Genomic DNA, 14,258 nt, shown 5'->3' with positions numbered 1-14,258 from the left:
GTGTTTTACCTGAAAGGAGTAACTATGAAATCACTTGTACTTGCAGAAAAGCCTAGTGTCGCTCGAGAAATTGCCCGAGTCCTTGGCTGCAATCAAAAACATAAAAGTTACATTGAAGGCAGCCAATATATTGTCACATGGGCACTTGGACACCTTATCGAACTAAAAATGCCTGAGCATTATGATACTAAATATAAACAATGGAACCTGGAGGATTTACCGATCATTCCTCAAAAAATGGGACTAAAGGTAATGAAACAAACCAATCACCAGTTCCGTGCAATCGAAGCATTAGCCAAGCGTAAAGACATAAACGAGTGTATTATCGCTACCGATGCCGGCCGGGAAGGTGAACTCGTTGCACGCTGGATTCTTGAAAAACTCCATTGGAATAAACCATTAAAGAGATTATGGATTTCTTCGCAGACAGACAAGGCCATTAAGGAAGGCTTTAAACGATTATGGCCAGGAAAACAATTTGATAACCTTTACCATTCAGCCGTTTGCCGTGCAGAAGCCGATTGGTTGATTGGTCTTAATGTAACACGGGCATTAACTACCAAATACAAAGATCCCCTCTCAGCAGGACGTGTCCAAACACCAACATTGTCGATGATTTTGGATCGTGACCAGCAAATCCAAAAATTTGTACCAAAAGAATACTGGACCATTCGTGCTGAAATAGGTCCACTCACAACCGATTGGGAACGGGACAATGAAAAGCGGATGTTTGATAAAACTAAAGCCGATGCCATAATCGCCAAGATTGAGGGAAAGAAAGCCACACTAGAGAGAATTGAACGCAAGAAAAAATCAGAGATTCAACCGCTTCCCTATGATCTAACGGAGCTGCAGCGAGATGCAAATAAACGCTTTGGTTTTTCTGCGAAAAAGACATTAACCGTCCTGCAGCGTCTATATGAGCAATACAAATTGGTTACCTATCCAAGAACAGACTCTAAATACTTAACGACCGATATGATTGGGACTATGACTGACCGTCTACAAGGCATGCTATCCGGTTACAAGGAGGAGGTACGCCCGCTTTTAGCCAACAACGGGAACATACTTGCAAAACGAGTCTTTAATAATGAAAAGGTCACCGACCACCATGCGATTATTCCAACCGAGGAGCGGTTAAATTTGGGTGAGCTTGATAATGATGAACGAAAGCTTTATGACCTAATTGCTCGACGCTTCCTTACTTTGTTTTTACCACCTTATGAATATGAAACGATTCATGCCATCTTCAAGGTTGAAGGTGAAATCTTTACAGCCAAAGAAACAAATGTCCTTGATTTGGGCTATAAAAAGGTATTTGGAAAAGACGACAATGACTCGACTACAATCGGCTTGCAAAAAATGGCACAAGGCAAAGAATATACAGTTAAAAATAGCACCTTAAACCAGAAGTGGACGGAGCCTCCGTTACGATATTCTGAAGCAGATGTTCTAGCGCAAATGGAAAAATTCGGACTAGGCACACCAGCAACAAGGGCTGAAATTATTGAAAGACTGGTTGAAACGGAGGTCGTTGAGCGCCAAAATGGCCGCTTTATGCCAACAAAAAAAGGAAAGCAGCTCATTGACCTCGTAAATGATGAGTTAAAGTCTCCGGAATTGACAGCTAAATGGGAGCAGGAACTTGAAAAGATTTCAAAAGGAACAGCTGATCCAAAGGTATTTTCACAAAACATCCGCCGTCAAACCGAACAGCTTGTTTCAGAAATAAAAGGAAGCGACAAATCCTATCGTGCTCATAATATAACTGGATCTAAATGTCCTGAATGTAATGAATTCTTAAAGGAAAGAAACACGAAGGAAGGAAAAATCCTTGTATGTTCTAGTCCGACCTGTTCATTTCGAAAACGGAAGGATCCTAAACTATCCAACCGCCGCTGCCCTCAGTGCCATAAGAAAATGGAAGTCCATGAAGGTAAAGCGGGTGTGTACTTCCAATGCCGGCGCTGTAATGTGGTGGAAAAAGCGGAAGAACGGAAAAAGGCTGTTAATAAAAGAGAAGAACGTAAGCTTGTTCAAAAATATTCCCAGAAAGAAGATTTCGGAACAAGTCTTGGCGATTTACTTAAACAAGCATTACAAGATAACGATTAATTTCACTACGCAGGTACGTTCCTTGTACCTGCTTTTTTCTTGAAATCCCTTCCATTGAAATAGTATGATGAAGTGGCACGACATTAGAGAAACGAGGATTTTCCATCATGAGAATAAGGGATTGGGATGCAAATTTAAAAGTTCGATTATTCGCCGAATCGATGGTGAACATCACCTATTGGATGTTTTTTCCGTTTTTATCCATCTATTTTTCCGAGGAATTCGGCAAAAATAAAGCAGGCCTATTATTAGTATTTTCACAGATTTTTTCCGTTTTGGCGAACCTAATGGGAGGATATTGTGCCGACCGTTTTGGGCGTAAACGGATGATGGTCCTAGCCTCTATCGGACAGGGGCTTTCGTTTTTATGTTTTGCCTTGGCAAGTTCCCCATGGCTTCTGTCTCCGTGGTTAGGATTTGCCGCATTCACGGTGGCAGGTGTGTTTGGTTCCTTCTACTGGCCAGCCAGTCAGGCAATGGTCGCAGACGTTGTGGAGGAAAAACATCGCGGTGATGTTTTTGCAATCTTTTATACATCTATAAATATAGCAGTAGTAGTCGGTCCTATTTTGGGATCTATTTTTTATGTCTCCTATCGTTTTCAGCTGTTACTTTTTGCCGGGGCTATCTGTATTTTAGTAGGCTTAATCTTAGCAAGATGGACTCGAGAGACGGTTCCTCAGCAGCAAAAGACTTCACTGTCTACTAATGGTAAATGGTATTACTTTTTAGAAAATCAAATAAAAGACTATGGACTCATTGTAAGGGATAAAACCTTCCTTCTGTTCATTATCGCCGGAGTCCTAGCTGGGCAGACATTTATGCAGCTGGACTTATTGATTCCTGTCTTTATTAAAGATTTTGTAGAAGATCAGATTCTATTTTCGTTTGGCAATTGGTCCGTTGTCGTTAAAGGAGAGCAGGCTTTTGGTATTGTACTAGCTGAGAATGGGCTCCTCGTCGCCTTGTTAACCGTTTATGTAACTAAATGGATGAGCAAATATTACGAAAGAAACGTCTTTGTTCTTTCCTCCATTGTTTATGCGGTATCTATCGTTATTTTCAGCCAGACCAATTGGATATGGGGATTAATTATAGCGATGGCTATCTTTACATTTGCAGAATTAATGGGAGCCGGGCTCCAGCAAAGCTTTGTTTCCAAACTGGCCCCTGAACATATGAGAGGTCAATATTTTGCGGCAGCAAGTTTACGTTTTACAATCAGCCGGACGATTGCCCCGCTTGCCATTCCAATGACGGTCTGGGTTGGTTATGGGTGGACATTCTTTATTCTTTGCCTGCTTGCACTTGTGAGTGCATTCTTATATTGGGTCATGTTTTACGTTTTTGAAAAACAAAGAACTCGGCTTACTGCTTAATTTGCAGCACTGTTGCTAACGGTTTCTTTTTCCAATTAAACAGGCTACAATATAGGAAAGATCTGATAAAAGGAGATACATATCATGAGTGAATTTATTAAAAATCTTGAAAAATATGCAGAGCTCGCTGTAAAGGTGGGTGTTAATATTCAGAAAGGCCAAACCTTGGTTGTTAATGCCACTTTAGAAGCAGCTGAATTTGTCCGTCTTGTCGTCAAAAAAGCATACGAAACTGGTGCTTTTAATGTCATTGTAAATTGGAACGATGACATGGTGACAAGAACTAAATATGATTTAGCACCTGACGAGGCCTTTTTAGAGTATCCAGTTTGGCGTGCAAAGGAAATGGATGATCTAGCGAATAACGGGGCAGCTTTTATGTCGATTATTTCTTCTAGTCCTGACCTGTTAAAAGGTGTAAACCCTGAACGAATCGCTAACTTCCAGAAAGCGGCTGGAAAGGCTCTTGCTAATTATCGTAAAGCGGCACAATCTGACAAGGTTAGCTGGACGGTCATTGCGGCAGCATCTAAAGATTGGGCTGCCAAAGTATTTCCTGATGAACCTGCTGAGAACCAAGTGAATAAACTTTGGGAAGCTATTTTTAAATCGGTCCGAGTGGATGCTGAAAATCCTGTAGGAGCATGGAAAAAACATGATGAAACACTTCATGAGAAGGTTCATTATTTAAATGAAAAAAGATACAAAAAACTTCATTATACTGCGCCAGGAACGGATTTAACGATTGAACTTCCAGTGAAGCATCTTTGGGTAGGTGCAGGAAGTATAAATGAAAAAGGGTTTGAATTCATGGCGAACATGCCGACTGAAGAAGTCTTCACTGTACCATTAAAAACAGGTGTAAACGGTACTGTTGCCAGCACAAAGCCACTAAGTTATGGAGGCAATATCATTGACAATTTCTCAGTCACTTTTGAAAATGGAAAAATTGTCGATGTTAAGGCGGAAGAAGGCGAAGAAATCTTAAAGCGTCTTGTTGAAACAGACGAAGGATCACATTATCTTGGAGAAGTAGCTTTAGTCCCTTACAATTCTCCGATTTCACAATCAAATGTCCTTTTCTTCAACACCTTGTTTGATGAAAATGCATCAAATCATTTAGCCATTGGCAGTGCCTACGCTTTCTGTATTGAAGGTGGAAAGCAAATGTCTTCAGAGGAGTTGGCACAAAATGGCCTGAATGAAAGTATTACACATGTTGATTTCATGATTGGTTCAGCCGAGATGGACATTGATGGGATCACTGCTGACGGAAAAACAGAACCTATCTTTCGGGCGGGAAACTGGGCATTTTAAAAACAAAAGCGGCTGCCCCATTGACTAGGGGCGTGCTTGATTGACGAATCTCATTCACCATTGGTTTCTTATCCCCCGAACAACCCTGGATTTAGCTGCTTCGGGGGTTTTAAACTCCTCTTATCCCCCGAACGACTCGGAATTCAGCTGCTTCGGGGGTTTTAAACTCCTCTTATCCCCCAAAAAGCTCTGGATTCAGCTGCTTCGGGGGTTTTAAACTCCTCTTATCCCCTGAACGACTCAGCATTCAGCTGCTTCGGAGGTTTTGAAAACCAAAAGCAGGACTGATGCAGCAGTAAAGGCGGTTAAAATGAAATTGATATCATAAACGGCCAATATATACCAAAAACGATATTGTTGCCTTTCTTTACGAGTAAAGATAAAATGAACCATTAAGAAAAAAATAGTAGGGGGGCTGCTTAAATGTGGAAAGAATTTAAACAGTTTGCTATGAAAGGAAATGTGATTGATTTAGCCGTTGGGGTGATTATTGGCGGGGCATTCGGAAAAATCGTCTCTTCCCTTGTCGCCGACATCATCATGCCCTTGGTTGGATTACTAACAGGAAAAGTAAACTCTTTTTCAAAACTTGCTTATGGCGATTTAAAATACGGCCTATTTCTTCAATCCGTTTTGGACTTCTTTATCATTGCATTTTCCGTTTTCTTATTCGTGAAGTTCATTAACCGATTTAAAAAGAAAGAAGCACCGGCTGAGGTGGTTGTCAAAGTAGACCGCCAGGAGGAATTGTTAGCAGAAATTAGAGATTTATTGAAAGAAAATCAAAATTTTTTAAAAAGAAATGAAACATCTTGACCACATTTACGTATATCTTAATAAGAAGCTGCAATATTCTATTTAAGTCACTGTAGCTTCATTTAAATCTATTTTGAGGTGAAGAGTTTTGTATACACAAACATCGACTGAATTTATGCCTTCCGTTTTAAGGACGTTTGCACTTTCATTAGCAATCGCCTTCATAGGAACGATGGCAGGGGCATTTGTCGTACCGCCTGGTTTGTTTATGCCGTTAATGATTTTAGAATTTGTTATGCTGATTAGTGCCTTTTTCTTTAGAAGAAAAAAAGCTGTTTCGTATGCCTTTTTATATATCTTTACTTTTATTTCAGGGATAACTCTTTATCCAATCGTTGCTTACTATCTATCAACTTCTGGAGCCAATGTAGTTGGAATGGCATTTGCCAGCACAACTGTTGTCTTTACAGGAATTGCTATTTATGCAGCAAAATCAAAGCATAATTTTTCTTTCTTGGGCGGATTTTTACTTGCTGCCATCTTAGCATTAATAGCCATTTCAATTTATAATATCTTCTTTCCATTAAGCTCAACAGGTATGCTTGCTTATTCCTTTATTGGTGTATTAGTCTTTAGCGGTTACGTTCTCTTTGATATCAGCCGTATGAAGCATTATGGTGTAAGAGCAGAAGATGTACCATTGATGGCATTAAACTTGTATCTCGATTTTGTAAACTTATTTATCAGCATACTTCGTATCCTTGGAATACTTTCAAGCAGAGACTAAAAACCAAAAGCGCAAGCGCCTTGGTCAGCCCCGACATGCATAAGACGAGCCGGCCGAAAGGTTGCTTTTTAACCTTTTGGGCGTCTCGTCTGTAGACCATCGAGGGGCTAGGTGCTGGAGCTGGACGTTTCTAAACCTGTAAAAGGTTATCCACAGGTAGTAAATCTATAATTTCCTGGACCATAACAAAGGAGTTTGGCAAAATGCCAAGCTCCTTTGTTTTATATCTGTACGACTAATTCTATACCCCGGTCTATCATTTGCTTAGTGGAGGGATCCCAATTTGTATTCTCTAGCTTATACAAGATCGCGCTTATATTTGAATGTGTGTTATTAAACATTCTATATAACTCTAATATTTCAAGCCGCAATAACCATTCCATTGGATATTTTTGATCAAGAGCTGCTAACACCCTTTCAAGGTGCATGAAACTATCTTGCCCCATCTTCCCTTCGCGTAATTCTCTGACTTCAGCATACAAGGTTTCGATTTCAGATAATATCGGCCTATCATCCTTCTGTCCGATTTCTGCCTCTGCCAAAGGGAAATCAAAATAGTTATTCGGATCAGCTGCACCCGCAAAAACAGATGTGATCCCTGCGCCAACGGCCATATCATATGTTCCCCAAGAGGGATCGAATAGGACAAGATTCTTATATGTCACTTCACAATTACTAAAACTGATCAAAATAGGTTTGTCCTTAGCGTATAAGATACCTTTTACATAGCCTTTTACTTTTACCCCGCTCTGAAAACATAATACAGAATCATTTCCTTCTTTTATTCCCAGTCCCGATAACTGCCCTGCCTTACAATTTTCTATCACAATGTTTCCTTCTAATTTGCCAATTGGGGTTCCAAAACCTTTACCGTGAATATCTGTACCTTGATCCTTCAACTGTTTATTATTATAGGATAAAGCTGTCGGGCCATTTGTTCGCACATAAATGGCTTCACCATGTTCGTCTTTTAAAATAGCTGAAAGCGTACCTGTTACCTGAAGTCCTGACGAAAGAACAAACGTAACGACGCTATTGGATTGCAGTGCAAGATCCAGACTTTCCGTCCCTCCTTTCCGGAAAGCCATGGTCGAAGCGAATTGTTCAATTTTCTCGGCTAAATCATCAAAGGACTTACAGACAAATAATTGCGGCTGCGGTTTTGTAACATCATAAGGAGTATTAATACATTCTTCAATGGAAAAAGATATTTTTTTCACGTTAGGTTTTAAACAGCTTTGGCTTTCCCCAACCGATGACAGCAATCCAGCACCGTAAATTTTAGGACTATTCAAATTCCCAACTAATCCATACTCTACCGTCCACCAAAACAGTCTAGAGACCTTATCGGCCTCAGACAATCCTTTAACCCTACTCCTGGCCTCTACAACCTGTTGTTCGGCCTCTTTGAGTTGTTCTGGAGTCGAATAAGGGTCTTCAGCAATGATCGTCAAATGGCGAACCGCTTTAAAAACTTCCAATTTCTCTTTACTAGATAGAGCTTTCGCTCCCATTTCACCAATTTTTCTTACAAAGTCCCGATAGGCTTCATCCAATAATATCGGCGCATGACCTGCAGCTTCATGGAGCATATCTGGTGCAGGCGTATAGGCAATATTTTGGATATTCCGAATCTCGGTAGCAATCGGAAGAATTCCGTTTGCTAAAAAGCCGTAAAAAGCGGAGCCTGGAATCAGACCGTTAATCGTCACAGCTCCCCAGCCTACTTTGGCCAACGCCCTATTCATGTCTTCCACCTTCGGAATCGTTTCTGTCTTAATTCCTGAATCTCTTAACCCATTCACATAAGCATAATGAGCGATATCTTTTAAGAAATAATGATTCTGTTTCATAACAAAGCGCCAAACGGCATGGTCGATTGGCGTGTACCGGTGGTAATATTGTGTTGAGATAAATGGCTGTAAATGCTTAGGAATCTTCTGTTTTTCTTTTTCAGTCATTGTGATCTTCCCCTTTTCCAACCTTATTTATTAAGGACGGGAGCAATCAAGCAAGTGACTGCATTTTTGGACGTAGTCTCTCCTTCGCTCTTCTCATTCTCGTTTTTACTGTCGACATTGGCAGGTTACTTTTTTTCGATATCTCAAGCAATGATAAATCTTGATAGTAATATAGATAAATAGGCTCACGATAAATATCCGGCAATGTCCTCACCTTCTCAGCCATTTGTTCTCTGGAGTACTTATGCAGAATCTCCTCTTCGGGAATGGTATGAGATTCAAACTGGACTGAATAGGAATAAATCTCTTCTCTCCAAAAATGCTTAGACTTTTTTTCTTTCCGCCAAAAATCACGGCATTTATTAATCGCAATCATAAAAAGCCAGCTTTTAGATTTCGATTGCTCCTTAAAGGAAGGATATGCTAAGTAAGCGGAAAGTAATACCTCCTGAAAAAAATCTAACGGTTTGTGGCTTTTGTAACCATACCTCTCATAAAAATAGAAACCCCAATCTTCTTACATATGGTTAAATAGTGCATGAGTGCTAATAAAACAGATCCCGTATTCATGCCAATAATCACACCATTCATCTGCCAATCATGAGATGAGCCGAGCCAAAGAATGATGGCAAATGAAATGATTGTCGACCAAATAATATGAAAAAATAACTCTTTTAACATATCAAGCCCAATTAAGAATGCCTGCATTGGCATGACAAAGAAGTGAAACAAGAAAAACGGCCAGAGTAATTGAAGATAGATGGCAGACGTATCAGATTTAAAAAATAAAGATGTTAATTCGGGAGCAAAAAAGTAAAAAATGGCTACTGCCGGAGTACCATACAAAAACGTGATAGTCATCACTTGCTGAAGCATTTTTTGCAAGGTTGCGTAATCCTTTTGCGAATTGGTTTTAGATACAGCAGGAATGAGTACAATCATTAAGGAGTGAGCAATAAAGGCTGGGAAAAATCCTATTGAAGCTGCCACCCCCATCAACATTCCAAATTGCTCGGTAGCGAGCGTACTGGATATTCCTGAGTAAACCAAGGCTCCCTTTATAACAAATGGTTGAAAGGCATTCATTATGGCTGAGAAAAGCCGAAGACCTGTCGTTGGAATCGACACCGCCATTAAGTTTCTCCGTACCCCTTTTCGATTCATATTAGAGAAAGGCTTCCGTTTTAACTGTTGAAATTGAATGATAAATAAATAGAACAGATATAAAAACACAACAACTTCACTGCCAATCAAGGCACAAATAGCAATTAATAAGGATGCCTCAGCATCATATTCAAAAAAACGAAACAAAATAAATAATCCTACAAGCTGTATGGATTTACGAAGAAAATTGGAAACAGCTATCTTCCCCATCTGTTGTACACCCATAAAATAACCTCTAGCTACCGATGTGAAAGAGATAACAGGGACTAGTACTAAAACAAGCCATCTTACATATGGATGGTACGTATTAAACACAGGGATAAACGGCAGGAGTGCAGCAGCTGCTAAAAAAAGAATACTCGTGAAAACGATGGTGATCGTCAGCGCATGATAGAGAATATTACGATGGTAGCGTTGTTCTCGTTCCGCGATAAATTTTGAAATCGAAACCTGTAATTCAAAGCTTGACAATAAGACAAGTAAAAAGATCGATGGAAGAATCGTCATATACAGCCCTAATCCGTGAGACCCCAGCTCTCTAGCCAAAATCATATTAATCAAGACCTCAATCATTTCACCTAAAAAAGCAGAAGCAGCTAGAAAAAAGATTCCTTTATAATAAATATTCAATTTGCAAATCTCCCTTACTCTCGTCTCTTTTAATAACTTATGAGACAAGTCCCATGAATAGTAGGAGAAATTTCCGCAAAAAAAGGACTGGTCACCCAGCCCATTTAAACATTTGTTGATATAACTTGTTTACGTTCACTTTTTTTAACTAAATAGGTCGTGATGAAAATGATGAACAATAATAGTATTTGTGTCAAAGTGGTTTCGTACGTTGGGTAAAGTCCTAGCCAATCAATAAACGGTAACCGTTCTACGGTTGTCGTAGAAAGTACATTTGAAATCTGGAGGGCATGAATACTAATTCCAAGAATTTTAAACGCTAAAAAGTAAATTAAAATCGTCGCTGTTCTAAAGAACAAACGAACCGGAATTTTTACACTGTAGTGAATGATTACATAACCTGCGATCACTAACAGGACGAGTGCCAGACAGATCCCCAGTACTAACTCTGTTAAACTGATATACGGGGTAATACCGGTATAGAAAATAATGGTCTCTGCCCCCTCACGGAAAACAGAAAGAAAACTAATAAAGGCAAAGGACATTAGGCTTCCTTTTGCAATCGCCTGCTGCATTTGCTGATTTATATATTTATTCCAGTTTCCGATACTGGATTTATTATGGAGCCATGCCCCTACAGTCAGCATCATGACGACCGCGACTACACCGGTAATTCCCTCAATATATTCTCTGCTTGAAGCAGCAACAAATTTTGAAAAAACAATATTAATAATAATGGCTAAAATCGCACTGGCCAAAATACCAGCAACCACTCCAGACCAAATCCATTTTTGTTTCGATGATTGCCCCATTTTTTTCAAAAAAGCAATAAGTGTCGCGACAACCAGTAACCCTTCTAATCCTTCACGGAGCAAAATAAGGGCTGCATCCCAGAAAGAGTAACTCGTTTTATTCAATAACGGGGCAAGCCGATTGTCCAGATCTTTCACGATTTCTACAGCTTTATCGGCTTTAACGTCTTGTGAATTTAATAGACTGATTGCCGTAGGAATCTTCGTCTCAATATCACTGTACAGTCCGCTGTCCCGAGTCTGGACATCGCCTTCCACCATCGGCCAAATCGACAGGATTTCGTTTAAATGTTCACTGGCAGTATCATAATTCTTTTGGGAGATGGACTTGTCAGCATCACTGAGTAAATCAGCTAAGTCAGTTAAAGAATAATCTCCTTTTACCTGTTTTGTAACTTTACCCGCAAGAAAGTTTTCGACTTCTATTCTTAATAGATCCAAGTTTTGCTCGGCTTTTTGGAAATCGGCAGGTTCTTGTGTGATGGCAATTCGAATAAGTGCTGAGTATTTTTCAATATTCCCATAAGAAGCAATACTCTCATCATGAACCACCTTTTCTGATGCAGTCCACCCATTCATTAATTTTTGGTATTGAACCTTTAACTGAGTCGTCTCTCCTTCTTCAATCGATTCTTTCATAGCATTAATCAGTGGAAGTAACTGCTTAACCTTTTCTTTTCCTTTTTCTTTATCCTGTGGGTTCTGTTCCTGATCATATTGAACTACCGCACTTGAAAGAGCCGAAAGACTTTTCGAGAGTGCCTCTTTATCGTTACTGTCTTTCTCTAATAAACTTTGAACCTCTTTTAATTCTTGGTCAACCTTTTTTGCTTGTTTGCTATCAGCCTTTTTGATAGACTTCCATTCAGTTGCAAACTGCTCCATGTTTTTTACAACAATAGCCTGGTTGCCATCCTTTGCTTTCATTAAACTATCACCAATTAGTACGAATAGTTCATCATGATTTTCTGCCGCCGTAGCGGGAAGGCTCAATTGAAAAAAACTGATAAGCATCACAATGATTAATAAAGGCTTCCATTTTAAACGCTGCATAATCCTCTCTCCTCTTTAAAAAGAGAACCACTAGTTACATAAAAAGTGTTTCTCCTATAAAACCGCCCTGTTTAGCACCAGGTAAACAAGCAAAAATAGCACTTCCACGATGGGAGGTATACTCATTTAATTTATCCATCTTTGCTAACCTGTTTTGAATCGGGATAAATTGTTTACTTGGTGTACGCTGAAAACCTAAAAATAAAAGACCGGCATCAAAGCTTCCTGTTTTTAAATCCATCCCATCCGAATACGAATATGCCCGGCGGAGTATCTGCTGTGTTCCATCTCCATGAGATAAGCGTACATGGGAATTAACAGGAATGAAATCCTCACCATTTTCTTTTTTATGTGTAAAATCCGGTTTATCCAATTCATTTTTTTGCCCTAAGGGAGCACCGCTCTCTCGATAGCGGCCGAATGTATTTTCTTGCTCACGCAAATTGGTGCGATCCCAAACCTCGATAAACATTTGAATTCGGCGAACCACAAGATAACTGCCATTAACAAGCCAATCGGGACCGTCCCCAGGCTGAACCCATACTTGCTGGTTCAACTGTTTATCACTATTAACATCTGGGTTAACTGTACCATCTTTGAAGCCAAAAAGGTTTCTAGGTGTTTCATTTTTGGGATCTGCCTGCTTGGTACGCTGGAAACCTGTTTGGGCCCAGCGTAAGGTTGCTTTTCCTCTAGCAATCCGGATTAGATTTCTAACTGCATGGAAGGCTACCTGCAAATCATCGGCACATGCTTGGATACAAAGGTCTCCTCCGGTCCATTCCTCTTCTAAAGCGTCAAGAGGGAATGCCGGAAGATCCACTAATTCCTTCGGCTGCTTATGTTTGAATCCAAAACGATCTTGATTGTCCTTTACAAAAAGACTGGGACCGACTCCAAACGTAATGGTTAAATTTGATGGCGACAGCCCCGCGGCTTCTCCCGTATCTTCTGGAGGTAAAAATTCATTGCTTGAAAGTTCACCGACTGCCTTCCCCGCAGTCATCAATGCAGCCGCCTTGGTCCATTCCTTAAACAATTTAGCCAAGTCTTCTTTTTTAGAAGTTGTAACATCTAAGGAAACAAAATAAACATGATTTTGTGTTTTTGTGGTAATCCCACTCTGGTGTTTCCCGTAAAAAGGGACGATCTCTTGATGCGATTCAGGGCCTGATGCCTTACTTTCCTTTAGTGAAAGGACACCACCAAGACCAGATGCTCCTAAAATCACCCCGACGCCGCCGATTCCTGCGGTTTTAAGGATCTCCCGTCTTGAAACCTTTTTTTCAGTTAATACCTCTAAGCTGTTTGGATTCTTTGTCAATTAAGACGCCTCCGTTATAATACCAATTTGAGATAAAGGCTCTGCAAGAGCATCGATGGCTTGGCTGAGTTCTTTTACTTGTGCTTCTGTCAATTCTGTATATAACTTGTAGCCGTCACCGTTTTTATGCTGGTTTAGCAGGCTATAAACATCATTAAAGCGGTCCTGTATTTCTTTTGAAACATCCTTATCTTTTTTCTCTAATGCAGGTTGGAGGAGTTGATAAATTTTCTCCGCTCCTTCCACGTTTGCAGCAAAGTCATATAGATCGGTATGTGAGTAGCGGTCCTCTTCTCCAGTTACTTTTGAAGTGGAAACTTCATTTAAGAGGTCCACCGCTCCTGTAATTAATAAATCCGGTGTAACATCAACTGTATCTACCTTTGCACGCAATAAATTAACATCTTTCATCAGCTGGTCAGCCATTTGTTCATAACCTTTTGTTGTGTTTTCCATCCACAATCCTTTTTCGATTCGGTGGTATCCGCCCCATTCCGCTTCAGGGACATCACCTTCGCGTGCATCAATTTTAGGGTCGAGGTCACCAAAGCTTTCTGCGATCGGTTCTGCACGTTCATAGTGCATGCGTGCTGGTCCATAAAGCTGTTTTGCTTTCTCAATCTCACCGCTTTTAACGGCCGTTGTAAATGCCTCTGTTGCCTTAACAAATTCTTCAATCTCATTTATCGCATAGTTTCTATAGTCAGTTGTAACCCCTTTTAAAGAATCTGTTGAAGTGCTTTTGGTTTCTTTTACTTTCTCTGTAGACGCAGCTTGCTCCTGATTGGAACAGCCAAATAGCAGACTGCTAGATAATAGAACAACACCGGATAATTTATGTAATTTCATATATGAGTTTCCTCCAAGTAGAATAGTAGTGAGAATGATTTTCATTATTATTATAATAACAGCAATTGAGAATAATTTTCAATCATTTTTTTAAAAATAAAAAACCTCCCA

10 protein-coding genes and 1 pseudogene are annotated in these 14,258 nt (G+C 40.0%); 5 read left to right on the top strand and 6 right to left on the bottom strand.

The annotated features are described in order from the left end of the window. The first annotated feature begins 24 nt into the window (after nt 1-24). From CVD27_RS08755 to CVD27_RS08735, 5 genes are all read left to right on the top strand, one after another. Nucleotides 25-2,115 carry a DNA topoisomerase III gene (locus CVD27_RS08755; protein WP_101647517.1) on the top strand — a complete coding sequence of 697 codons (2,091 nt, stop codon included), beginning with the start codon at nt 25-27 and terminating at the stop codon, nt 2,113-2,115. A 107-nt stretch (nt 2,116-2,222) separates the two neighbouring features. After that, entirely contained in the window at nt 2,223-3,494 is a 1,272-nt protein-coding gene (locus CVD27_RS08750; protein ID WP_101647516.1) for an MDR family MFS transporter, read from the top strand. A gap of 84 nt (nt 3,495-3,578) precedes the next feature. Beyond that, nucleotides 3,579-4,811 carry an aminopeptidase gene (locus tag CVD27_RS08745; RefSeq protein WP_101647515.1) on the top strand — a complete coding sequence of 411 codons (1,233 nt, stop codon included), beginning with the start codon at nt 3,579-3,581 and terminating at the stop codon, nt 4,809-4,811. Nucleotides 4,812-5,234: 423 nt separating this feature from the next. Then, complete coding sequence (gene mscL / locus CVD27_RS08740; RefSeq protein WP_101647514.1) at nt 5,235-5,627, top strand: large-conductance mechanosensitive channel protein MscL; 393 nt, start codon at nt 5,235-5,237, stop codon at nt 5,625-5,627. Between the two features lie 88 nt (nt 5,628-5,715). Continuing rightward, nucleotides 5,716-6,354, top strand: a complete 639-nt coding sequence (locus CVD27_RS08735; protein ID WP_257984302.1) for a Bax inhibitor-1/YccA family protein — start codon at nt 5,716-5,718, stop codon at nt 6,352-6,354. A gap of 221 nt (nt 6,355-6,575) precedes the next feature. Here the strand turns inward: CVD27_RS08735 and CVD27_RS08730 are convergent, their stop codons facing one another. From CVD27_RS08730 to efeO, 6 genes and pseudogenes are all read right to left on the bottom strand, one after another. Beyond that, on the bottom strand, nt 6,576-8,315 hold the full coding sequence (locus tag CVD27_RS08730) for an aromatic amino acid hydroxylase (protein ID WP_101647513.1): 1,740 nt from the start codon (nt 8,313-8,315) through the stop codon (nt 6,576-6,578). 46 nt (nt 8,316-8,361) lie between these two features. Then, nucleotides 8,362-8,748 (bottom strand): annotated as a pseudogene (locus CVD27_RS08725) (sigma-70 family RNA polymerase sigma factor); the annotation flags it as partial. A gap of 26 nt (nt 8,749-8,774) precedes the next feature. Further along, a complete protein-coding gene (locus CVD27_RS08720) occupies nt 8,775-10,109 on the bottom strand; it encodes a polysaccharide biosynthesis protein (protein ID WP_101647512.1) in 1,335 nt (444 codons plus the stop codon). Nucleotides 10,110-10,213: 104 nt separating this feature from the next. Further along, the gene (locus CVD27_RS08715) at nt 10,214-11,974 is read right to left on the bottom strand and encodes an FTR1 family iron permease (RefSeq protein WP_101647511.1); all 1,761 of its coding nucleotides are present in this window, start codon (nt 11,972-11,974) and stop codon (nt 10,214-10,216) included. A 34-nt stretch (nt 11,975-12,008) separates the two neighbouring features. Then, nucleotides 12,009-13,298, bottom strand: coding sequence for an iron uptake transporter deferrochelatase/peroxidase subunit (gene efeB / locus CVD27_RS08710; RefSeq protein WP_101647510.1), 1,290 nt, complete (start codon nt 13,296-13,298; stop codon nt 12,009-12,011). Then, entirely contained in the window at nt 13,299-14,147 is an 849-nt protein-coding gene (efeO, locus tag CVD27_RS08705; RefSeq protein ID WP_101647509.1) for an iron uptake system protein EfeO, read from the bottom strand. Nucleotides 14,148-14,258: the final 111 nt, after the last annotated feature.

This window comes from Neobacillus cucumis (assembly GCF_002860255.1).
GTDB lineage: Bacteria > Bacillota > Bacilli > Bacillales > Cytobacillaceae > Neobacillus > Neobacillus cucumis_A.
The sequence above is the reverse complement of the archived record's forward strand: the minus strand, read 5'-3'. Positions and strand labels throughout refer to the sequence as shown.

What these genes read in the sequence shown, in the direction of transcription:
- CVD27_RS08755 (WP_101647517.1), top strand. Translation starts at nt 25, where the DNA reads ATGAAATCACTTGTACTTGCAGAAAAGCCTAGTGTCGCTCGAGAAATT.
- CVD27_RS08750 (WP_101647516.1), top strand. Translation starts at nt 2,223, where the DNA reads ATGAGAATAAGGGATTGGGATGCAAATTTAAAAGTTCGATTATTCGCC.
- CVD27_RS08745 (WP_101647515.1), top strand. Translation starts at nt 3,579, where the DNA reads ATGAGTGAATTTATTAAAAATCTTGAAAAATATGCAGAGCTCGCTGTA.
- mscL (WP_101647514.1), top strand. Translation starts at nt 5,235, where the DNA reads ATGTGGAAAGAATTTAAACAGTTTGCTATGAAAGGAAATGTGATTGAT.
- CVD27_RS08730 (WP_101647513.1), bottom strand. Translation starts at nt 8,315, where the DNA reads ATGACTGAAAAAGAAAAACAGAAGATTCCTAAGCATTTACAGCCATTT.
- CVD27_RS08715 (WP_101647511.1), bottom strand. Translation starts at nt 11,974, where the DNA reads ATGCAGCGTTTAAAATGGAAGCCTTTATTAATCATTGTGATGCTTATC.
- efeO (WP_101647509.1), bottom strand. Translation starts at nt 14,147, where the DNA reads ATGAAATTACATAAATTATCCGGTGTTGTTCTATTATCTAGCAGTCTG.